This window comes from Nocardia aurea (assembly GCF_003123685.1).
Classification (GTDB): Bacteria; Actinomycetota; Actinomycetes; order Mycobacteriales; family Mycobacteriaceae; genus Nocardia; species Nocardia aurea.
Genome location: NZ_QCYJ01000131.1, coordinates 19,764 through 42,003, shown reverse-complemented (window position 1 = coordinate 42,003; position 22,240 = coordinate 19,764). Strand labels below are relative to the sequence as shown.

The 22,240-nt window shown below is 67.0% G+C and carries 17 protein-coding genes and 2 tRNA genes; 11 read left to right on the top strand and 8 right to left on the bottom strand.

Features of this window, described 5'->3' with window-relative positions; translation table 11 throughout:
- Window positions 1-37: 37 nt before the first annotated feature.
- Window positions 38-3,256: a fused isobutyryl-CoA mutase/GTPase IcmF gene (gene icmF / locus DAT37_RS34950; RefSeq protein ID WP_109529209.1), complete on the bottom strand. Its 3,219-nt coding sequence runs from the start codon at window positions 3,254-3,256 to the stop codon at window positions 38-40.
- Between the two features lie 213 nt (window positions 3,257-3,469).
- On the opposite strand from icmF, the gene DAT37_RS34945 reads away from it, so the two are divergent.
- The 5 genes from DAT37_RS34945 to DAT37_RS34925 are packed head-to-tail and all read left to right on the top strand — an operon-like array spanning window position 3,470 to window position 8,880.
- A complete protein-coding gene (locus DAT37_RS34945) occupies window positions 3,470-5,002 on the top strand; it encodes a CoA-acylating methylmalonate-semialdehyde dehydrogenase (RefSeq protein ID WP_109529208.1) in 1,533 nt (510 codons plus the stop codon).
- Window positions 5,003-5,004: 2 nt separating this feature from the next.
- Window positions 5,005-6,144, top strand: a complete 1,140-nt coding sequence (locus tag DAT37_RS34940; protein ID WP_109529207.1) for an acyl-CoA dehydrogenase family protein — start codon at window positions 5,005-5,007, stop codon at window positions 6,142-6,144.
- On the top strand, window positions 6,141-7,211 hold the full coding sequence (locus DAT37_RS34935) for an enoyl-CoA hydratase/isomerase family protein (protein ID WP_408637481.1): 1,071 nt from the start codon (window positions 6,141-6,143) through the stop codon (window positions 7,209-7,211). The genes DAT37_RS34940 and DAT37_RS34935 overlap by 4 nt, the downstream gene beginning before the upstream one ends.
- On the top strand, window positions 7,208-8,107 hold the full coding sequence (gene mmsB / locus DAT37_RS34930) for a 3-hydroxyisobutyrate dehydrogenase (RefSeq protein ID WP_269814823.1): 900 nt from the start codon (window positions 7,208-7,210) through the stop codon (window positions 8,105-8,107). The genes DAT37_RS34935 and mmsB overlap by 4 nt, the downstream gene beginning before the upstream one ends.
- Window positions 8,104-8,880: an enoyl-CoA hydratase gene (locus DAT37_RS34925; RefSeq protein ID WP_109529205.1), complete on the top strand. Its 777-nt coding sequence runs from the start codon at window positions 8,104-8,106 to the stop codon at window positions 8,878-8,880. Before mmsB ends, DAT37_RS34925 begins: the two co-directional genes overlap by 4 nt.
- Before the next feature lie 49 nt (window positions 8,881-8,929).
- Here DAT37_RS34925 and DAT37_RS34920 read toward each other — a convergent pair whose 3' ends face one another.
- Both DAT37_RS34920 and DAT37_RS34915 read right to left on the bottom strand, forming a co-directional pair.
- Complete coding sequence (locus DAT37_RS34920) at window positions 8,930-9,985, bottom strand: Hsp70 family protein (protein ID WP_109529204.1); 1,056 nt, start codon at window positions 9,983-9,985, stop codon at window positions 8,930-8,932.
- 128 nt (window positions 9,986-10,113) lie between these two features.
- Complete coding sequence (locus tag DAT37_RS34915) at window positions 10,114-10,662, bottom strand: MarR family winged helix-turn-helix transcriptional regulator (protein WP_109529263.1); 549 nt, start codon at window positions 10,660-10,662, stop codon at window positions 10,114-10,116.
- 126 nt (window positions 10,663-10,788) lie between these two features.
- Here DAT37_RS34915 and DAT37_RS34910 point away from each other — a divergent pair.
- Window positions 10,789-10,860, top strand: a tRNA-Cys gene (locus DAT37_RS34910).
- Between the two features lie 90 nt (window positions 10,861-10,950).
- On the opposite strand, the gene DAT37_RS34905 is transcribed toward DAT37_RS34910, so the two are convergent.
- Both DAT37_RS34905 and DAT37_RS46155 read right to left on the bottom strand, forming a co-directional pair.
- Window positions 10,951-12,357, bottom strand: coding sequence for a purple acid phosphatase family protein (locus tag DAT37_RS34905; protein ID WP_109529262.1), 1,407 nt, complete (start codon window positions 12,355-12,357; stop codon window positions 10,951-10,953).
- A 101-nt stretch (window positions 12,358-12,458) separates the two neighbouring features.
- A complete protein-coding gene (locus DAT37_RS46155) occupies window positions 12,459-12,587 on the bottom strand; it encodes a hypothetical protein (protein WP_269814822.1) in 129 nt (42 codons plus the stop codon).
- 19 nt (window positions 12,588-12,606) lie between these two features.
- Here DAT37_RS46155 and DAT37_RS34900 point away from each other — a divergent pair, with 19 nt between their 5' ends.
- The gene (locus DAT37_RS34900) at window positions 12,607-14,517 is read left to right on the top strand and encodes an alkyl/aryl-sulfatase (RefSeq protein WP_109529203.1); all 1,911 of its coding nucleotides are present in this window, start codon (window positions 12,607-12,609) and stop codon (window positions 14,515-14,517) included.
- 94 nt (window positions 14,518-14,611) lie between these two features.
- Here the strand turns inward: DAT37_RS34900 and DAT37_RS34895 are convergent.
- From DAT37_RS34895 to DAT37_RS34885, 3 genes are all read right to left on the bottom strand, one after another.
- Window positions 14,612-14,684, bottom strand: a tRNA-Arg gene (locus DAT37_RS34895).
- Between the two features lie 106 nt (window positions 14,685-14,790).
- Window positions 14,791-15,435 carry a DUF305 domain-containing protein gene (locus DAT37_RS34890; protein WP_232840199.1) on the bottom strand — a complete coding sequence of 215 codons (645 nt, stop codon included), beginning with the start codon at window positions 15,433-15,435 and terminating at the stop codon, window positions 14,791-14,793.
- 212 nt (window positions 15,436-15,647) lie between these two features.
- Window positions 15,648-16,544: a DUF3105 domain-containing protein gene (locus DAT37_RS34885; RefSeq protein WP_109529202.1), complete on the bottom strand. Its 897-nt coding sequence runs from the start codon at window positions 16,542-16,544 to the stop codon at window positions 15,648-15,650.
- 92 nt (window positions 16,545-16,636) lie between these two features.
- Here DAT37_RS34885 and argS point away from each other — a divergent pair, with 92 nt between their 5' ends.
- From argS to thrC, 4 genes are read left to right on the top strand one after another with little or no spacing between them, the layout of a single operon-like run.
- Entirely contained in the window at window positions 16,637-18,295 is a 1,659-nt protein-coding gene (gene argS, locus DAT37_RS34880; protein ID WP_109529201.1) for an arginine--tRNA ligase, read from the top strand.
- A gap of 55 nt (window positions 18,296-18,350) precedes the next feature.
- Complete coding sequence (gene lysA / locus DAT37_RS34875) at window positions 18,351-19,775, top strand: diaminopimelate decarboxylase (protein ID WP_109529200.1); 1,425 nt, start codon at window positions 18,351-18,353, stop codon at window positions 19,773-19,775.
- Complete coding sequence (locus DAT37_RS34870; protein ID WP_109529199.1) at window positions 19,772-21,127, top strand: homoserine dehydrogenase; 1,356 nt, start codon at window positions 19,772-19,774, stop codon at window positions 21,125-21,127. The genes lysA and DAT37_RS34870 overlap by 4 nt, the downstream gene beginning before the upstream one ends.
- Entirely contained in the window at window positions 21,124-22,239 is a 1,116-nt protein-coding gene (gene thrC, locus DAT37_RS34865) for a threonine synthase (protein ID WP_109529198.1), read from the top strand. The genes DAT37_RS34870 and thrC overlap by 4 nt, the downstream gene beginning before the upstream one ends.
- The last annotated feature ends 1 nt before the right edge of the window (window position 22,240 follow it).

Here is a 22,240-nt window from a genome sequence, read left to right as displayed (position 1 = left end):
CAGGCACCGACAATCCCGGCGACGCCCACCGGGCGTCTCACACATTGCGGCGGTACTGCCCTCCGACCCGGAAGAAGGTATCGGTGACCTGCTGCAACGTGCACACCCGCGCGGCGTCCATCAGCACATCGAAGATGTTGTCGTCGGTGCGGGCCACATCTTCCAGCCGGGCGAGTGCGGCGTGCGCGTCGTCGCGGTGACGTCGCTGGAAATCGCCGACCCGCGCCAGCTGTGACTGTTTCTCGGTCTCGGTGCCGCGCGCGAGTTCCAGCGTGTGATGGGGTTCGCCGTGCGGGTTGCGGAAGGTGTTGACGCCGATGATCGGCAGCGATCCGTCGTGTTTGCGATGTTCGTACCGCATCGACTCGTCCTGGATCTTGCCGCGCTGGTAGCCGGTCTCCATCGCCCCGAGCACCCCGCCGCGATCACTGATGCGCTCGAATTCGACGAGTACCGCCTCCTCGACCAGATCGGTGAGCTCATCGATGAGAAAGCTGCCCTGCAAAGGATTCTCGTTCATCGCGATACCCCATTCGCGATTGATGATGAGCTGGATGGCCAGTGCCCTGCGCACCGATTCCTCGGTCGGAGTGGTCACCGCCTCGTCGTAGGCGTTGGTGTGCAGACTGTTGCAGTTGTCGTAGATCGCGATCAGCGCCTGCAACGTGGTGCGGATATCGTTGAAATTCATCTCCTGGGCGTGCAGCGAACGGCCCGAGGTCTGAATGTGGTACTTGAGTTTCTGCGAGCGTTCGTCGGCACCGTACCGATCGCGCATCGCGACCGCCCAGATCCGTCGCGCCACCCGCCCGATCACCGAGTACTCGGGATCCATGCCGTTGGAGAAGAAGAACGACAGATTGGGCGCGAACTCGTCGATATCCATACCGCGGGCCAGATACGCCTCGACGTAGGTGAATCCGTTGGCGAGGGTGAACGCGAGCTGGCTGATCGGATTCGCGCCCGCTTCGGCGATGTGATAGCCGGAGATGGAGACCGAGTAGAAATTGCGGACGCCGTTGCGCACGAACCATTCCTGGATATCGGCCATCATGCGCAAGCTGAATTCGGTCGAGAAGATACAGGTGTTCTGGCCCTGATCCTCCTTCAGGATGTCGGCCTGCACGGTGCCGCGCACCATCGCCAGGGTCCTGGCGCGAATCTCGGCGGCCTCCTCGGTATTCGGCTCGCGACCCTTGTCCGTCGTGAACGCCAGCACCGCCTGATCGATCGCGGTGTTGAGGAAATACGCGAGGATGGTCGGCGCCGGACCGTTGATCGTCATCGAGACCGAGGTGGTCGGCGCGGTCAGGTCGAAACCGTCGTAGAGCGCCTTCATATCGTCGAGCGAGGCGATGGACACACCCGACGTGCCGACCTTGCCGTAGATATCGGGACGTTCGGCGGGGTCGTGGCCGTAGAGGGTCACCGAATCGAAGGCGGTGGACAGCCTCTTCGCGTCGGAATGCTCGCTGAGCACCTTGAAACGCCGGTTGGTGCGGAACGGGTCACCCTCCCCGGCGAACATGCGCGCCGGATCCTCGTTGTCGCGTTTGAACGGGAAGACACCCGCGGTGAACGGGAAATATCCCGGCAGATGTTCGGCGCGCAGGAATCGCAGCAGTTCGCCGTGATCGGTGAATCGGGGCAGGGCCACCCTCGGAATCGAATTACCCGACAGGGTCTCGCGCCGCAGCGGTGTGTGGATCTCACGGTCGCGTACCCGCACGACCCGTTCCGCACCCGAATACGACCGGGCCAGTGCGGGCCATTCGGCGAGGAGTGCCGCATTGTCGTCGGTCAGTTCGCCACGGGCGCCGTCGAGCAGAGCGCCCAGCGCCGTATCGTCCGGCAGTTCCGCCGCGACCAGTTCCAGCCGCTGCACGCGTTGGGCCGCCGCGGCCTGTCGCGCCGTCTCCGCGTGGTAACCGCGGACGGTTTCGGCGATCTCGGCCAGATAGCGCACCCGCGCGGGCGGGATGATCTGGGCGAATCGGGTCGACGCGCGCGTCTGTACGCGCGGCAGTACCCCCGGTTCCAGCGGTAATCCGAATTCGGTCAGGCGTGCGGTCAGATGTTGGTAGAGCGCGGTGACGCCGTCGTCGTTGAAGGTCGCGGCGCTGGTGCCGAAAACCGGCATATCCTCCGGCCCCGCGCCGAAGGCCTCGCGATTGCGGATCAATTGGCGTGACACATCGCGCAGCGCGTCCGCGCCGCCGCGTCGCTCGAATTTGTTGATCGCGACCACGTCCGCGAAATCCAGCATGTCGATCTTCTCCAGCTGCGATGCCGCCCCGAATTCGGGTGTCATCACATACAACGAGAGATCGACGTGGTCGATGATGGCGGCGTCGCCCTGACCGATACCGGGTGTCTCCAGGATCACCAGGTCGTATCCGGCGGCCTTGCACGCGGTCACGATGCCGTCGATATCGCCGGGCAATTCGTGCCCGCCCCTGGTGGCCAGCGACCGGAAGAAGAGGTGGTCGCCGTCGAGCGAGTTCATCCTGATGCGGTCGCCGAGCAGCGCGCCGCCGCCACGCCTGCGGGTGGGGTCGACCGCGAGGATCGCGACGCGCAGCTTGTCCTGCTGGTCCGATCGCAGCCTGCGCACCAATTCGTCGGTGAGCGAGGATTTCCCCGAACCGCCGGTGCCGGTGATGCCGAGGACCGGCACCGGGCGGGCCGCCGCCGCTTCGGTGAGGGCCTGCCGATCCGCGGCGGGCAGGGTGCCTTCCTGGAGACAGGTGATCGCCCGCGCCAGGGCCGGTCGTTCGCCCGCCAGCACGGCGTCGAGCACCGGGGGTGTGACGGCGAGGTCGTAGTCGCAGTCGCGGATCAGCCGGTTGATCATGCCCGGCAGGCCGAGCCGCTGTCCGTCCTCGGGGGAGAAGATGGTGACACCCGCGTCGGCCAGGCGCGCGATCTCCTCGTCGACGATCACCCCGCCACCGCCGCCGTAGATCCGGACGTGTCCGGCCCCCGCCTTTTTCAGCGCGTCGGCGAGATATTCGAAGTATTCGACGTGGCCGCCCTGATAGGAGCTGACCGCCACACCCTGCACGTCCTCGGTCAGCACGGCGTCGACGACTTCGCTGACCGCGCGGTTGTGGCCGAGGTGGATCACTTCGGCGCCCTGGGCCTGCAAGATCCTGCGCATGATGTTGATCGCCGCGTCGTGACCGTCGAAGAGGGCGGCCGAGGTGACGAATCGGATGGGGTTGTTCGGCGTGTGCAACGCGCGGTCATCGGCCACGAGAGTCCCTCCGGGGAGTCTGTCACGATTAAGTTCGATGCCCGATACTAGGACGTCAAACTAATCCTACGGTGATGGCCGTCACAGCGCTATGCAACCGCGCGCGGTGGGAAGGATCACATCACCGCCGTGGCCATTCATTTACTTGGACATCCAACTATAGGATGACCGTAGATCGCGCGATGCGCGATGTCGACAACGAAGAGGACTGGCATGGTTCGCGAACTCACGCACTTCATCGGTGGACAGCATGTCCCCGGCGCTTCCGGCAAATTCGGCGACGTCTTCGACCCGAATATCGGACAGGTGCAGGCCAGGGTGCCGCTGGCGAGCAAATCCGAGGTCGAGGCGGTCATCGCCGATGCCGAGGCCGCGCAGCCGGGCTGGGCCGCGACCAACCCGCAGAAGCGGGCCAGGGTCATGATGAAATTCCTGGCCCTGGTCCAGGACGAGATGGATTCCCTCGCGGCGCTGCTGTCCTCCGAACACGGCAAGACCATCGCCGACGCCAAGGGCGACATCCAGCGCGGACTCGAGGTCATCGAATTCGCTGTCGGCATCCCGCACCTGCTCAAGGGCGAGTACACCGAGGGCGCGGGCACCGGCATCGACGTCTACTCGATGCGTCAGCCGCTCGGCGTGGTCGCGGGTATCACCCCGTTCAACTTCCCGGCGATGATCCCGCTGTGGAAGGCGGGCCCCGCGCTGGCCACCGGTAACGCGTTCGTGCTCAAGCCGTCCGAGCGCGACCCCTCGGTGCCGCTGCGCCTGGCCGAACTGTTCCTGGAGGCGGGTCTGCCGCCCGGCGTGTTCAACGTCGTCAACGGTGACAAGGAAGCCGTCGACACGCTGCTGCACGATCCGCGCATCAAGGCGGTCGGCTTCGTCGGCTCCACCCCGATCGCGCAGTACATCTACGAGACCGCGACCGCGAACGGTAAGCGCGCGCAATGCTTCGGCGGCGCGAAGAACCACGCCATCGTCATGCCCGACGCCGATCTCGACGACGTCGCCGACCAGTTGATCGGCGCGGGCTACGGCTCGGCGGGCGAACGCTGCATGGCCATCTCGGTGGCGGTGCCGGTCGGCGAAGAGACCGCGGACCGCCTGGTCGCCAAGCTGACCGAGCGCGTGCACAAGCTCAATGTCGGGCGGTCCGACGATCTCGGCGCCGACTACGGGCCGCTGGTCGGGCTCGACGGCGTCAACCGGGTCAACAACTACGTCCAGGTCGGCATCGACGAGGGCGCCTCGCTCGTGGTCGACGGACGCGGCCTCACCGTCGAAGGCGGCGAGGACGGTTTCTTCGTCGGCGCGACCCTGTTCGACAATGTCACCCCCGAGATGCGGATCTACCAGGAAGAGATCTTCGGCCCGGTGCTGACCGTCGTGCGCGCCAAGGATTACGAAGAGGGCCTGCGCCTGGCCAACGAGCACGAATACGGCAACGGCGTCGCGATCTTCACCCGCGACGGCGACACCGCCCGTGATTTCGCCGCGCGCGTGCAGGTCGGCATGGTCGGCATCAACGTCCCGATCCCGGTCCCGATCGCGTACTACACCTTCGGCGGCTGGAAGCGTTCGGGCTTCGGCGACCTGAACCAGCACGGCCCGGACTCGATCCGCTTCTACACCAAGACGAAGACCGTCACGCAGCGCTGGCCGGAAGGCGAAAGGAAAGCAGCATCCCCGGGGCACTCCGCGAGCTCCGCGCCCAACGCCTTCGTCATTCCCACCATGGATTGACGATGTTCGATCTCGATGAAGACGAAAAGGCGATCCGCGACACCGCGCGCGGATTCGCCGACGAGTTCCTCGCGCCGCGCGCGCTGGAATGGGATGAGCAGAAACACTTCCCGGTGGACGTGCTGCGCAAGGCGGGCCCGCTCGGCCTCGGCGGCATCTACGTTCGCGAGGACGTGGGCGGTTCGGGGCTGCGCAGGCTCGACGCGGTGCGCATCTTCGAACAACTGGCCACCGGCTGCCCGTCCATCGCGGCGTACATCTCGATCCACAACATGGCCACCTGGATGATCGACAGCTACGGCGACGAGAGCCAGCGTCATCACTGGCTGCCGCGCCTGACCTCGATGGAACATCTGGCCAGCTACGCGCTGACCGAACCGGGCGTCGGCTCGGACGCGGCGGCGCTGAGCACCAAGGCGGTGCGTGACGGCGAGGACTACATCCTCAACGGCTCCAAGCAGTTCATCTCGGGCGCGGGGTCCAACGACGTCTACGTGATGATGGTGCGCACCGGAGACGACGGCGCACGCGGAATCTCGGCCTTCATCGTCCCGGCCGACACTCCCGGACTCTCGGTGGGGCCGAACGAGCGGAAGATGGGCTGGAACGCCCAGCCGACCCGCCAGGTGATCCTGGAAGATGCCAGGGTGCCCGCCGCCACCCGGCTCGGCGCCGAGGGCGACGGTTTCCGGATCGCCATGAACGGGCTCAACGGCGGTCGCCTGAATATCGCGGCCTGCTCGGTCGGCGGGGCCCAGGCCGCGCTCGACAAGACCGTCCCGTATCTGGCCGAGCGCAACGCGTTCGGCAAGGCGCTGCTGAAGAACCAGGCGTTGCAATTCGAACTCGCCGATATGCGTACCGAATTGGAGGCCGCGCGCACGCTGCTGTGGCGTGCGGCGGGCGCGCTCGACGCCGACTCTGCCGACAAGGTCGAAATGTGCGCCATGGCGAAACGTTTCGCGACCGACGTCGGCTTCGAGGTGGCCAACAAGGCGCTGCAATTACACGGTGGCTACGGCTACCTGGCCGAATACGGCCTGGAGAAGATCGTCAGGGATCTGCGCGTGCACCAGATCCTGGAAGGCACGAACGAGATCATGCGGGTGGTCGTCGCCCGCGCGGTGGTAGGAGCGGCATAGTGACCGAACCCGAAGTTCTGATCGACAAGCGCGACGGGCTCGGCCTGATCACGCTGAACCGGCCCAAGGCCATCAATGCGCTCAATCACGCGATGGCACTGGATATCACCCGCGCGCTGCGGGAATGGGCCGCCGACGACGAGGTGCGCACCGTCGTGGTCACCGGGGCCGGTGAACGCGGTCTGTGCGCGGGCGGCGATATCGTCGCCATCCACACCGACGCGAAAGGCGGTGGTGCGAACGTCGATTCGCCGACCGGCGTCTTCTGGCGCGACGAGTACATCCTCAACGCGCTCATCGGCCGCTACCCGAAGCCGTATGTCGTCGTCATGGACGGCATCGTGATGGGCGGCGGTGTGGGGCTGTCCGGGCACGGCAGCCACCGCATCGTCACCGAACGGTCCAAGATCGGCATGCCCGAGGTCGGCATCGGTTTCGTTCCCGACGTCGGCGGCACCTACCTGCTCTCGCGCACCCCCGGTGAGATCGGCACGCATGTCGCGCTGACCACCGCGCGGATGGGCGCGGGCGATGCCATCGCGGCCGGATTCGCGGACTACTACGTGACTTCGGAGAATATCGCGGCGCTGCTGGAAACCCTGCGGACCGAATCCGCCGATATCGCGATCGCCAAATTCGCCTCCGACGCACCGGAATCCGCGCTGGTGGCGCAGCGGAGCTGGATCGACGCCTGCTACAGCGCCGATTCGGTCGAGGAGATCGTCGCCCGATTGCGGGCCGACGGCACGCCCGAGGCCACCCGGGCCGCCGAGGACATCCTCGGTAAATCGCCTGTCGCGCTGAAGGTCACGTTGCGTTCGCTGCGCAACGCGCGCGGCCTGCCGAATCTGGAGGCGGTGCTGAACGAGGAGTACCGGGTGTCCATCGCGGCGCTGGCCTCCCACGACCTGGTCGAGGGCATTCGCGCCCAGGTCATCGACAAGGACCGCGATCCGCGGTGGAATCCGGCCACCCTGGCCGAGGTGTCCACGGCGGCGGTCGACGCCTACTTCGCCGAATTGGGCGTCGGGGAACTGGGTTTGAACATTCCGGAAGGACAGCAGTGACCAAGAAGATCGGCTTCCTCGGCCTCGGGCACATGGGCGGCCCGATGGCGGCCAACCTCGTCACGGCGGGCTACGACGTACTCGCCTTCGACCCGGTGCCCGCCGCGCAGGACAAGGCGCGCGAGGACGGCGCGACCGTCGTCGCCACCGCTGCGGCCGCCGCCACCGACCGCGACGTGGTCATCACCATGCTGCCCAACGGCAAACTGGTACTCGACGTCTACGCCGACCTGCTGCCCGCCGCCACCCCCGGCACCCTGTTCATCGACTGCTCGACCATCGATGTCGCCGACGCCAAAGCCGCGGCGGCACTGGCCGTCGGCGCGGGCCACCGCGCCCTGGACGCCCCCGTCTCCGGCGGAGTCGCGGGCGCGGCGGCGGGCACGCTCACCTTCATGGTCGGCGGCGGCGAACAGGATTTCGCCGATGCGGCCGATGTGCTGAACATCATGGGCGGCAAAGTGGTGCACTGCGGCGGGTCCGGCGTCGGCCAGGCCGCCAAGATCTGCAACAACATGCTGCTCGGCATCTCCATGATCGGCCTGTCCGAGGCACTGGTACTGGGCGAGAAACTGGGCCTGAGCCACCAGTCCTTCTTCGACGTGGTCTCGACCGCCTCGGGCCAGAGCTGGGCCCTGACCAGCTACTGCCCGGTGCCCGGCCCGGTGCCGACCAGCCCCGCCAACAACGACTACCAGCCCGGTTTCGCCACCGCGCTCATGACCAAGGATCTCGGCCTGGCCGCGAACGCCTTGCGCGACAACGGAGTCGACGGTCTGCTGGGCCTGCTCGCCTCGGAGATCTACACCCGGTTCAACCAGGATCGGGCCGGTCTGGACTTCTCCGCTATCGTCACCGATATCCGTAGCCGTTCCGATCAAGAGGATGCCGAGTGACCGATTTCGACACGATTCTGCTGGAACGTAAGGGCCGGGTCGGCTGGATCACGCTGAACCGCCCGAAGGCGCTCAACGCGCTCAACGAGCAGGTTCTCGACGACGTCATCGCCGCGCTCGACGAGCTGGAGCGCGACGAGGAGATCGGGGCGGTCGTGATCACCGGCTCCGAGCGGGCCTTCGCCGCGGGCGCCGACATCAAGGAAATGCAGCCCAAGTCGTACATGGACGTGTTCCTGAACGATTTCTTCGCGCGCTGGGACCGGCTGGCGAATTTCCGCAAGCCGACCATCGCCGCCGTCGCCGGGTACGCGCTCGGCGGTGGCTGTGAGCTCGCCATGCTCTGCGACATCCTGATCGCGGCCGACACGGCCAAATTCGGGCAGCCGGAAATCAAACTGGGCGTCATCCCCGGTATCGGCGGTTCACAGCGGCTGACCCGCGCGATCGGCAAGGCCAAGGCCATGGACCTGGTGCTGACCGGCCGGAACATGGACGTCGAGGAAGCCGAGCGGGCGGGTCTGATCTCGCGGATCGTGCCCGCCGCCGAACTGCTCGACACGGCACTCGAGGTGGCGACCACCATCGCCTCGATGTCGCTTCCGGTCGCCATGATCGCCAAGGAATCGGTCAACCGGTCCTTCGAGACGACCCTCGCCGAGGGCCTGCGCTTCGAACGCCGCGTCTTCCACTCCCTGTTCGCCCTCGAGGATCAGAAGGAAGGCATGGCCGCCTTCGTCGAGAAGCGTCCCGCGAAGTTCGAGAACCGCTGAGCGGCGGAGCCCGGCCGAAATCCCACGGCCGGGCTCCCACGGCCTTGGATCAGTTGTTCGACAGCTGAGGTCTCGTGCCCAGTTCCACCTGGGTCGGTGCGGTACCCCCGTCGGGGGTCCGGTCCGAATTATGTTCTATGGCAAGAAGTCCGGCGATCGTCGCGCCGAGGGCCACGGTCACGGCGACGGCGGCGATGACTTTGCGGCGGGTGACCGGCGGGCGCGGCATGACGATCGCCGCGCCTTTGCGCATCCGCGCCATCCTGACATCGCCGTGGTGACGTTCGGCGGCGAGCAGTACCGCGCCGCGTGCCGAGACGTATTCCGGCTCAGGGTCGTAGATGATCGGCAGATCGATCAGTGCGGCCAGTTCCGCGCGGACGTCAGGGCTGCGGCTGCACCCGCCGAGCAGGACCAGGCCGTCCGGTTGGACGCCGCTCTCCTCGATGAGTTGGTGGACGAACGAGGCCGAATGGTGGATCCCCGCCGAACACAATTCCACCAGGTCGCTGCGGGTGATGACGGCCCGCCCGCCGGAGATGGCGTCCAGCGCCGTGATCACCCGCGCGCTGCTCAGCGCCTCGCGATGTCTGCGGCTGGTTGATCTGTCGGTGAGGACGCCGCCGCGGGCCAGTTGCCAGCGCAACAGCGCGTCGTAGCCGTCGCCGCCCAGGACGGTGCTGTGTTTGCTCGACAGCACCGCGTCGGTCCGGCAGTCGACGTGGGTGAGCGTCAGCCCCGATGCCCCGAGGTCGTAGAGAATGACCGTGCCGCTGTCGGGGAGTTGTCCGGTGAAACGCAGGTAGCGCAGTTGGGCGAGGGGTTCGTCGACGATGGTGAGCGGTTCGTCGCCCGCGCCCGCCCGAATGGATTCGGCGTGCAGCGGGCACCGGCAGGTGACGGCGGTGCCGCTGATGAGTTCGTCACGCTGATCGGCCGAGCGGCGCATCCGCACGATCGCCTCGAGAACGGGTTCCTCGACACCGCCGCCCGCTCGGCGCGCGACGTGGCAGCGTTCGATCGGCGGAAGATGCGGTTGGTCGGAATGCGTCAGCACCGCGCGAGCGCCGCCGGCACCCGCCGACACTCCGAGAACCAGCACCATGGATCCATGGTGAACCTTTTCTCCGCCGCTGCCAAGACAATGGCTCGAGTAATTCGCTCGATGGATGCCGGACTGTCATCGAATGTCCGATTCGGCAGTATAAAGAACTGACCGGTCGGATTTAACGCCTAATTCTCCTGGGCAGACCACACCGGTGCGACACCCTCGGTGTCGAAGTCTCCGGCCGCGTGCCGGAACTCCGAGAGTAGCTGTAGCAGCAGTTGCACCCGGTCCGGTGGCAGCCCCGGCAGCGCGAACACTCGGGCGTTCAGATCCTCGGTGGCCCGCGCGACCAATTCTCGACCGGCATCGGTGATTTCGATCAGGGTGGCGCGCCGATCACTCGGATGCGGCACCCGCACGACCAACTCGGCGGCCTCCAATCGGTCGACCGTATTGGTCACGCTGGTCGGATGCACCTGAAGGCGCGCACTGGCCTTCGCCATCGGAAGCGCGCCGGTCTTGCTGAAGCTCAGCAGCATGAGCAGTTCGTACCGCGAGAAGGTCAGACCGGTGGGCTTGAGCGCCTCGTCCACCCGCGCCATGACGATTTGCTGAGCTCGCACCAGCGAGGTGACCGCGGCCATCCCATCGGCGACATCGCCCCACCCGTGACCGACCCATTGGCGGTGGGCCTCCTCGATCGGGTCGAGCGGGAGCGGGCGTGGCGGAGACATGAACTCGATCATCCCATGCCGGGCGAATCGAATGGCCGAGGCGGCGAAACGGCACCGCACGCATTGAAATCAGCGTGAACGCAAGCCTGGTCCCATGGCGACGCGACCGGCATTGTCGTTGACGAGGCGGGCGTGGCTGAGTGGTTGAGGCAACGGTCTGCAAAGCCGTTTACGCGGGTTCAATTCCCGCCGCTCGCTCGATGACAGGCACCGCGTGCGCTGTCGCGGGTCCGGAGAGACGAAGCGCCGTCGTCGATCCGGGCCCGCCCTCGTCTCGGCTGCTGCTCGTCAGGAAAGACCGGAGAAATCGCGTAGGACAACGTGATTGCGGTCGCCGGGAACGCCGAGTGTGTATTCGGGGAGCAAGCCGAAGTATTCGCCGCGTGTCACCGCGCTCCACGCTCGGGCGGCCGGGGTGCGGGTCTTGTAGAAATTCACCATGTAGCCGCCTTCGTACACGCGCAGCAGGGAATAGCCGCCCGGGTATTCCTTGACCGCGGCGACTTCCAGGAATTCCACGGCACAATCCGCGTCGGGACGGGTACGGCGATTGCGGTGGGTGTGGCCCGCGTGATGCAGGAAGACACCGGGCGCTCGCGTGTAGAGCGCTTGCAGTTCGGCGCTGTCGGCGGCGTTCAGGACGAAACCGGGTCCGGCGGTATTGGTGAGACCGGATTCCCTGGTGACGGGATGGTGGCCGAAGACCAGTGTCGGCCGGTCGGGGTCGGCGCGCAGTACCTGCGCCAGACGGTCGAATTGGGTCGGGTCGATCCGTCCGCCCGCCGCGTCGAGATCGCTGGTGTCGAGTCCGAGCACCCGCAGACCGCCGATCTCGTGCTCCACCAATTCCTGACGCGCGGTGAAGATTTCGCCCCAGCAGTCGTGATGATCGGCGGGGGCGGGGCGACAGTCGCGATAGTCGTCACCCAGGTGGGGGCGATCGTGATTACCACGCACCACGAGGTAGTCCTGTCCGAGCGCGCCCCACGAATCCAGTCGGGTGCGCACCGTCCTCGATTCCTCGGGCCGGGCCTCGCTGGTCAGGTCGCCCGCGAGAAGCAGTCGTTGCGCTGCGCGATCAGGTCGGCGCAGATCATCGAGAAGTGCGCTCAGCATGACCTCGGGGTAGGGCGGCTGCCCGGGCGCTTGGCGGAAACCGGGCGGAAAGTCTCCGACGACGAGACCGCTCACCGTCTCGCCGTAGTGCACGTCGTTCGCCAGGGCGAGAGTGCGCAGCAACCGACCCGGAGGCGGGACCAGGGTAGTGAACTCACCGGTCGTTTCCGGCGAACCCGGTGCCAGCGTGGTCAGGTTCAGCGCGGGAGTCGCGCGATTGCCGTCCGACCAGGCCTCGAACCGGTAGCGCCGTCCCGGCTCCAAGCCGTGGATCTCGGCGTAGTGGAACGGTGTCGACTCCGATTCCACGTATCGCACGGTCGGGGTCCGCGCCGCGTCCGCGGGTCCGATCCTGACCTCGCCGCCCGCCGCGACCGGCACCAATCCGCCGTCGGTACCGGGGGTGACGGTCGTCCACGTCATGATCACGGAGTCGCCGGTGACCGTCACCACTTCCAGATCGGTCGCGATCACCGGATTCGATTGGGCGCGAGCCGAACCCGTGCGCGCCAACGGTGTCAGCGCCGCGAGTCCGAGAATGCCGAGCGCGGTCCGGCGCGACGGTCCGCAGCAGGTCATGCGGCCGAGATTACCGGCCGCATCCGGGGTCGGGTCGGCCCGAGTGCCGACGACTTCCTCGTGTGCGCGGGGCGGCTGCCGTGCCGGGCGCTTCGACAGGGTCACCCCGGCGCGACGAACTCGTCGAGCGACTGCCCGATGTCCGTTTCGCCATCGTGCTGTTCACCCGCCGAGGGTGACGCCCACACCGACGCGGCTGTCGAGAATCTCGGGCAGGTGTAGCCGTCCATCGACTTCCCGGGAGACGAAATGACCGTTTCGGCACATGAGGCGACCTCGCAGACCAAGTCGATGGGTGAACAGGCGCGGGAGTACTTCGCCTTCGACGATCAGCGCGATTACGACGACGTCGGCCGTGGCATGATCGCCGAACTTCCCGACGGTGGGCGAATCACCGATCGGGACGGCCGGGTCGTCTGGGATCTGGCCGAATTGCGGCGATCGGTGAAATCCGATGCCCCCGACACCGTGCATCCGAGCCTGTGGCGGCAATCGCAGTTGATCACCGTCGGCGGGCTGTTCGAGGTCGTTCCCGGCATCTACCAGGTGCGCAACCACGACATCGCCAATGTCACCTTCGTCGAAACCGCCGATTCGGTGGTCCTGATCGACGCGGGCCAGGGCATCCGTAACTCCGAAGTCGCCCGCGATCTGTATTTCGCGCACCGTCCACGCAAACCGATCGCCGCGATCATCTATACCCACACCCACGGCGATCACTTCGGCGGTGCGCTCGCTTTCGCCTCGCGTGAGGATGTGGCGACCGGGAAAGTCGCCGTCATCGCACCCGGCCTCGACTTCGATCGCCTGGCCCTCGGCGAGAACGTCCTCGCGGGCAATGTCATGGCCCGGCGCGCCCAATACTTCTTCGGCGAACTCCTCCCGACCGGTGAGCGCGGCTTCGTCTCCTGCGGTATCGGCACCGCGATAACCCCCGCGGCCATCGGCTATATCGCCCCGACCGACCTCATCACCGAAACCGGCACCCGGCGCACCTTCGGCGGCATCACCTTCGAATTCCAGTACACGCCCGACACCGAGGCGCCGGAGGAAATGCATATCTGGATTCCTGAATATCGGGCGCTGACCTGCGCGGAGAACGCCAATCACAGCCTGCACAACATCCAGACCCTGCGCGGCGCGCGCACCCGCGACGCCTCGAAATTCGCCCACTATCTCGACGAGGCCCTCGAACGCTACGGCGACGAGGCCGAAGTCCACTTCGGCCCGCACACCTGGCCGGTGTGGGGTAACGCCCACGTGCGCGAATTCCTCGAATCCCAACGCGACGCCTACAAATACATCTACGACCAGGCCCTGCGTTTGGCCAACCACGGCTACCGGCCCATCGAGATCGCCGAACGCATCACCTTCCCCGAATCCCTGGACAAAGCCTGGTGGAACCGCGGCTACCACGGCACCCTCAGCCACGACCTCAAAGCCGTCTTCCACAAGGAACTCGGCTGGTTCAACGGCAATCCCGCCACCCTGTACCCGCATCCGGAGAACGTCTCGGCGCCCCGCTACGTCGAGGCCATGGGCGGCGCGGCGGCCGTCATCGACCTGGCGCGCACCGCGTGCGGCGACGGCGACTACCGCTGGGCGGTACAACTTCTCGACCACGTCGTCACCGCCGAACCCGACAACGCCGAAGCCAAGAACCTCCAGGCCGACGCCTACGAACAACTCGGCTACCAGGCCGAAGGCCCCCAGTGGCGCAACGCCTTCCTCACCGCCGCCCTCGAACTGCGCGAAGGCGCCCGCCGCGACGTCCCCACCGCCGCCGCGGGCCTGGACATGGTGATGGGCATGCCCATCGACCTACTCTTCGACTACGCCGCCATCCGCTTGAACGGCCCCGCCGCCGTCGAACACTCGGCCCGCTTCGCGCTGAACATCACCGACCTGGACGGCCCGCACTCCTTCCAGGTCCGCAACGGTGTCCTGCACTACTGGCCCAAAGAACTCGCCACCCCCGACGCCACCATCACCCTCGACCACCGGGGACTCGTGGCGATCGTCTTCCAGCCCTCGACCTTCGACAAACTGCTGGCCTCGGGCCAGATCACCGTCGACGGCGATGTCGAGAAGCTTCGGTCGGTGCTGCGGTTGTTCGACGAATTCGATCCGCAATTCAATATCGTCACCCCGATCGACTGACCCAGGGCCCACACCGGACCGAATGCGCGTCGGCGGTAAACAACGAGAAAGGCTCCGGCCAGCGTTCGTGCTGGTGCGGAGCCTTTGTCTTCGGTGCCCTCGGCAGGATTCGAACCTGCGGCCTTCTGCTCCGGAGGCAGACGCTCTATCCCCTGAGCTACGAGGGCGGGATAGTTCTCGATCGGGGGGATCAGCCGTCCGATCGGGCGGGGAAAGCGTATCGCATCGGGTGCTGTCCGCCAAAAAGTAGGTGGGGCCGGGGGATTTGGGGTGTCAGTTGAGGGGGAGGGGGGCACCGCCGCGAGCGGTCAGCAGGGTGGTGAGGAGTTGGGATTCGTTCTTCTGGCTGGCGGCCATTCCCGCCGCGAGGGTGCGCACGGCGGTCGTTTCGGCGTGATCGGCGGCGTATTCGATCATGGTGAGACCGCCTTGATGGTGGCGCAGCATGAGTCGCAGGAACATCGGATCCAACTCGGCGGGGGTGGCCTGGCGCAGGGCGGCGAGTTCGGCGGCGGTGGCCATGCCCGGCATGGTCGACGTGGGGCCGTTCATGCCGTGGTTGTCGGTGCCGCCGTGGTCGTGACCGCTGCCGCGGGTCTCGGTCATCCAGCCCATGTAGCCGTCGAGGCCCTGCGAGGGTTTGCCCCAGAGTTGGAGCCAGCCCTGCATGCGACCGATCTGGGCCTGCTGGGTGGTCATGATGTCGTAGGCGAGCCTGCGCACGTCGGCATCGGTGGAACGCATCAGGGCGATGCCCGCCATCTCGACCGCTTGCGCGTGATGGGCCGACATGTCCTGGGTGAAGCCGACGTCGACGGTTCCCGGGTCCGGTTCGGAGGAACCGTCGAGCGGGATGCGGGCCAGGGTGCCGATGGCGAAGCCGATGAGGATGGCGCCGATCGCGCCGATGATCAGCAGCGCGGTCCGCTGGGTGCGGAACTGAGCGCCGAATCCGTCTTCGGATGGTTCCTGGTCGCCGAGATTCGACGCGGTGGCGGAAACGTCCGCTGATTCGGCGGGTTCGCCGATCGAATCGCCCGAGGTGTGGGGTGCGGACGAAGCCAGGGCCGTGGGTTCTTCCGGATCGGACCCGAAAGACTCCGATCCGGGAGACGCGGGCGACGGTCCCACTACTGTCCAGGTACCGGAGCGGGCGCGAGACCGGTCGGCAACGACGGCACGCCGGGGATGTTCGGCATCGCGGGAACCCCGCCGCTACCGCTCAGCTCCGCCGGATCGGTGACGATGCCCGACCCGTCCATCGGCACCGCGTCGGGGCCTACGGGTGACGGATCGAACGGCGACGGGTTCTCGCGGTCGAAGTACGGATTGGAGCAGTCGGCGCCGACCTCGGGGTACACGCCGTAGGGGTTCTGGCGCAGCGCGGTGATGAACTGGTTGATCCGCTTGTCGTCGGGGCTGTCCAGTTTCAGCTGGTGACCCCAGGACTGCAACGAGATCGCCTTGTCGAGTCCCGGGTAGGGCGACATCAGCGTGTAGGCCTTGCCCTCGACCTTCTTGCTCAACGTCTCGACGCCCGCGGCGTCGACCTTGTCAGGGTTGTAGGCGATCCAGACCGCGCCGTGTTCGAGCGAGTGCACGGCGTTCTCGGAACGGATCGCCTTGCTGTAGACGACACCGGTGCACGCCGCCCACGCCGAATCGTGGGGTCCGCCGAAGGGCGGGGTCTGGTCGTAGGCCACCCGCTGGGTCGGCTCCACATGCTTGCCCGCGCCCTGCGCGTAGTCCTTCTTCAGCACACCCTCGATCTGGTCGGAGGGGTCCTTCTTCTGCGCGCTCGGCGTGAATTTCTCCAGGTCGGCTTGGTCGCGGTATTTCGGGACCAGGCTGTATGCCAGGGCGCCGATCAATGCGATGATCACCACGGCCCCGCCGATGGCCATCCACGGGATCTGGCGCTTCCCCGGAAGCCGGCTCTTGCCGCCGCCCCCTTTTTTGAGGGAGGGCGAGCCCTTCCCTGCGGCTCGGACGGCCTTGGCCGACTTCGAGGCATTGCTACTCGGCATCGCTCGTGTGCTCTCTCGACGTGATGATTGCGCTGTGCTGCGTGGTGCCCACCCGAAGGTGTTCACCTGCCCAGACCATAGGATAGAGACTCGTGACTCCAGCTGACCTTGCAGACCTCCTCCGTGCGATCGCCGCGAAGGTGCTCGCCGAACGTGGACTGGACCCCCAGGTCCTCCCCGACGAGGTCACTGTCGAGCGTCCGCGTAATCCGGAACACGGTGACTATGCCACGAATGTGGCGCTTCAGGTCGGGAAGAAGGCGGGCGCGAACCCGAGGGAGCTGGCGGGCTGGCTGGCCGAAGCGCTGGCCGCCGCGGACGATATCGCCTCGGCCGAGGTCGCCGGTCCCGGCTTCCTCAATATCCGTCTCGCCGCCGCCGCGCAGGGTGCGATCGTGTCGAAGGTGCTGGCCGCGGGCACGGCGTACGGCACCGGCGACGCGCTGGCCGGTACCGCGATCAATCTGGAATTCGTCTCCGCGAATCCGACCGGTCCGATCCACCTCGGCGGTACCCGGTGGGCGTCGGTCGGCGACGCTCTCGGCCGCATCCTGGCCGCGCAGGGCGGCGATGTCACCCGCGAGTACTACTTCAACGACAACGGCGCGCAGATCGACAGGTTCGCGAACTCGCTCGTCGCCGCCGCCACCGGCGCGCCGACCCCGCAGGACGGTTACGCGGGCGCCTACATCAACGAGATCGCCGCGACGCTGCTCGCCGAGCATCCGGACGCGCTGACCCTGCCGGAGCCGCAGCGTCACGAGCTGTTCCGGCGCGAGGGCGTCGAGTTGATGTTCACCCACATCAAACAGACCCTGCACGATTTCGGCACCGATTTCGACGTGTACTTCAACGAGAGTTCGCTGTTCGCCTCCGGCGCGGTCGAGAAGGCCGTTGAGGAGTTGAAGGCCTCGGGCAATCTGTACGAGAAGGACGGCGCCTGGTGGATCGCCAGCACCGAATACGGCGACGACAAGGACCGTGTCGTCATCAAGAGCGACGGCACCTCCGCCTATATCGCCGGTGATATCGCCTACTTCCAGAACAAGCGGGCCCGCGGCTTCGATCTGTGCATCTACATGCTCGGCGCCGATCATCACGGATACATCGGCAGGCTCAAGGCCGCCGCGGCCGCGTTCGGCGACAACCCCGACACCGTCGAGGTGCTCATCGGCCAGATGGTGAATCTGGTGAAAGACGGTGTGGCCGTGCGGATGAGCAAGCGCGCGGGCACCGTCGTCACACTCGACGACCTGGTCGAGGCGATCGGCGTCGACGCCGCGCGCTATTCGCTGGTTCGTTCGTCGGTCAACTCCGGTATCGATATCGATCTGGACCTGTGGACCAAACAGAACAACGAGAATCCGATCTATTACGTCCAGTACGCGCACGCGCGCACCTGCCGCATCATCGACAACGCTTCCGCCTTCGATTTCCCCTCCGTCGCACCGGATTTCGCGCTGATGAGTTCGGATCGGGAGGGTGAGCTGATTCGCACCATCGGGGAATACCCGCGCGTGGTGACCAGCGCCGCCGAGATGCGCGAACCGCACCGGGTCGTGCGCTACCTGGAGGAACTGGCCGGGGCCTATCACCCCTTCCAGTCCGACGACGACATGCGGGTGCTGCCCCGGGGGGAGGAGCCGGTCAGCGCGCTCAACGCCGCGCGGCTCGAACTGGTCAAAGCGACCCGTCAGGTGCTGGCGAACGGCCTCGGACTGCTGGGTGTCAGCGCGCCGGAGCGAATGTGAGTGCGTCACTGTCGAGTCGCGCGTGCGCGCTCGCCGATCTCAGGAAGGAAGCACGGTGAGTGCTCATCCCGCCGGTCCCCGGCACGCCGAAATCCCGCACGCCCCGAATCTGGCCGAGCGGCCTTCGGATCCGGGGCAGATGATCGACCTGCCCGCGAACGTCTGGCCCCGCAACGCCTCCCGTGACGACGACGGCGCGGTGCGGTTCGCAGGCGTGCCGGTGCGGGATCTGGCCGCCGAGTACGGAACCCCGCTGTTCGTCGTCGACGAGGACGATTTCCGCTCCCGCTGCCGGGATATGGTGCGCGCCTTCGGGCTCGACGCGCGGGTGCACTACGCCTCCAAGGCATTCCTGTGCGGCGAGATCGCCCGCTGGATCCGCGACGAGGGCCTGTCGCTGGACGTCTGCTCCGGCGGCGAGCTGGCGATCGCCCTGCACGCGGGCTTCCCCGCGAAGCGAATCGCGTTGCACGGCAACAACAAATCGGTGGACGAGCTGGAAACGGCGGTGCGCGCCGGTGTCGGCCACGTGGTGGTCGACTCGCTGATCGAGATCGAGCGTCTCGAGGCGGTCGCGGGCGCGGCTGGGGTGGTGCAGGACGTGCTGGTGCGCGTCACCGTCGGCGTGGAAGCCCACACCCACGAATACATCTCGACCGCGCACGAGGATCAGAAGTTCGGCTTCTCGATCGCGGGCGGCGACGCGATGGAGGCGCTCGCGCTGGTCTTCGAGGCGAAGAACCTGCGACTGGTCGGCCTGCACAGTCATATCGGATCGCAGATCTTCGAGATCGACGGATTCGAGATCGCGGCGCGGCGCATGCTCGGCCTGCTGCGTGACGCCATCGACAAATTCGGCGCGGAACGCACGGCGCAGATCTCGATTCTGGACCTCGGTGGCGGACTGGGTATTTCGTACCTGCCCAACGACAATCCGCCGCCGCTGGACGAGTTCGCGGCCAAACTGCGCGGGCTCGTCGAAGCGGAAGCCGCGTACGCGGGCCTGCCGACGCCGAAGATCGCGGTCGAACCGGGTCGCGCCATCGCCGGTCCCGGCACGGTCACCCTCTACGAGGTCGGCACCACCAAGGATGTCTCCCTCGACGGCGGACTGCGCAGGCGCTATGTCAGCGTGGACGGCGGCATGAGCGACAACATCCGCCCCGCGCTGTATCAAGCGGACTACGACTGCCGACTGGTCTCGCGCTCGTCGGATGCCCAGCCGGTCGTCGCACGCGTGGTCGGAAAACATTGCGAGAGCGGCGATATCGTCATTCGTGACACCTGGATGCCCGCCGACGTCGGCCCGGGCGACCTGATCGCGGTGGCCGCCACCGGCGCGTACTGCTACTCGATGTCCAGCCGCTACAACCAGTTGACCCGCCCGGCGGTCGTCGCCGTCCGTGACGGTCAGCCGCGGCTGATCCTGCGCCGGGAAACGGTCGCAGATCTGCTCAGCCTGGAGGTGCAACAGTCATGACCGCAGTGGCCAAGAACGGTAACTGGGGAGCGGATCGACCGCTCGGCGTCGCTGTCCTCGGTATGGGCAATGTCGGCACCGAGGTGGTGCGGATTCTGCGCGACCACGCCGAGGACCTGCGCTCGCGCGTGGGCGCGCCGGTGGTGCTGCGCGGTGTCGCCGTGCGCGATCTCGCCAAGGATCGCGGGCTGCCCGCCGAACTGCTCACCACCGACGCGGACGCGCTCGTCGCCCGCGACGACGTCGACCTCGTGGTCGAGGTGGTCGGCGGTATCGACCCGGCCCGTCGCCTCATCCTCGCCGCGCTGAACGCGGGCAAATCCGTGGTGACCGCGAACAAGGCGCTGCTCGCCGACTACACCGGCGAACTCGCCGCGGCCGCCGAACGCAACCGCGCCGACCTCTACTTCGAGGCCGCCGTCGCCGGTGCGATCCCGGTGGTGCGTCCGCTGATCCAGTCGCTGTCGGGTGACCGGGTGAACCGGGTCGTCGGCATCGTCAACGGCACCACCAATTTCATCCTCTCCGCGATGGACGAGACCGGCGCCGACTATTCGGCGACGCTGGCCGAGGCCACCCGCCTCGGTTACGCCGAAGCCGATCCGACGGCCGATGTCGAGGGCTACGACGCCGCGGCCAAGGCCGCGATCCTGGCCTCGCTGGCTTTCCACACCCGGGTCACCGCCGCCGACGTCTACCGCGAGGGCATCTCGAAGATCAGCGCCGAGGACCTGGAAACGGCCTCGGCGGTGAATTGCACGGTCAAGCTCCTCGCCATCTGCGAGCGGGTGGGCGCGGGACCGGGTGAGCCCACCCCGTCCGAGGGCGGCAAGGAGCGCATCTCGGTGCGCGTCTATCCGGCGCTCATTCCTCGCAAACATCCGCTGGCCGCCGTCAGCGGCGCGTTCAACGCCGTCGTGGTGGAAGCGGAGAACGCCGGACGGCTCATGTTCTATGGTCAGGGCGCGGGCGGCGCTCCGACCGCGTCCGCGGTACTCGGCGATCTGGTCATGGCGGCCAGGAACAAATTCTTCGGTGGCCGCGCTCCCGGCGAATCGGTTTATGCTGAGCTACCGATCGCGCCGATCGGCGATACGCCCACTCGCTACCACGTGAATCTCCAGGTCGAAGATGTCCCGGGGGTCCTGGCGAAGGTCGCGGGCGAATTCGCCAACCACGGCGTCAGCATTTCCACCGTGCGCCAGGAAGGGCACGGCGAGGGTGCGCGCCTGGTCGTCGTCACCCATCACGCGGTGGAGTCGGCGCTCGCGGATACCGTCGCCGCTCTCGCGGAGATGACATCCGTCACCAATGTGACCAGCGTTCTGAGATTGGAAGGCACCGAGGAATGAGTACCGGTATCGGGCAGCAGGGCGGGAAGGCGATCGCCCCGCAAGCCGGCGTGCATTCGCGCTGGCCTGGTTTGATCGCGGCCTACCGTGATCGTCTGCGGGGTGCGGCCGACTGGGAGCCGGTGACCCTGTTCGAGGGCGGCACCCCGTTGGTGCCCGCGCCGTACCTGTCCGAGCTGACCGGCTGCGAGGTGTACCTCAAGGTCGAGGGTGCGAATCCGACCGGTTCCTTCAAGGACCGCGGCATGACGATGGCGATGACCGACGCCAAGTACCGCGGCCAGAAGGCGGTGCTGTGCGCGTCCACCGGCAACACCTCGGCGTCGGCGGCGGCCTACGCCACCCGTGCCGGGATGAGCTGCGCGGTGCTGATCCCGCAGGGCAAGATCGCGATGGGCAAACTGGCCCAGGCCGTCATGCTCGGCGCGAAGATCATCCAGGTCGACGGCAATTTCGACGACTGCCTCGAACTGGCCCGCAAGGTGACCTCGGACTTTCCCGAGGTCGGGCTGGTGAATTCGGTGAACCCGGCGCGGATCGAGGGGCAGAAGACCGCCTCGTTCGAAATCTGCGACGTGCTCGGTCGAGCGCCGGACGTGCACGCGCTGCCCGTCGGCAACGCGGGCAACATCACCGCCTACTGGCGCGGTTACCGCGAGTACTACGCCGACAACATCACCACCGGTCTGCCGCGCATGCTCGGCGTGCAGGCGGCCGGGGCCGCGCCGCTGGTCAACGGCGCACCGGTCTCGAATCCCGAGACCATCGCGACCGCCATCCGGATCGGCGCGCCCGCCTCGTGGAACGGCGCGGTCGAGGCCAAGGAACAGTCCGGCGGCGCTTTCCGGGCGGCCACCGACGACGAGATCCTCGAGGCGTACCGCCTGGTCGCCGCGCGGGAGGGCGTCTTCGTCGAACCCGCGTCCGCGGCCAGCGTCGCGGGCGTCCTCGCGGCGCACAAGGAGGGTTGGCTCGACTCCGGGCTGACCATCGTGTGCACCGTCACGGGTAACGGTCTGAAGGATCCCGATACCGCGCTGTTGGGAATGCCGCAGGTACAAGCGATTCCGGTCGATCCGGTCGCCATCGCCGCCGAACTCGAGCTGGCCTGAG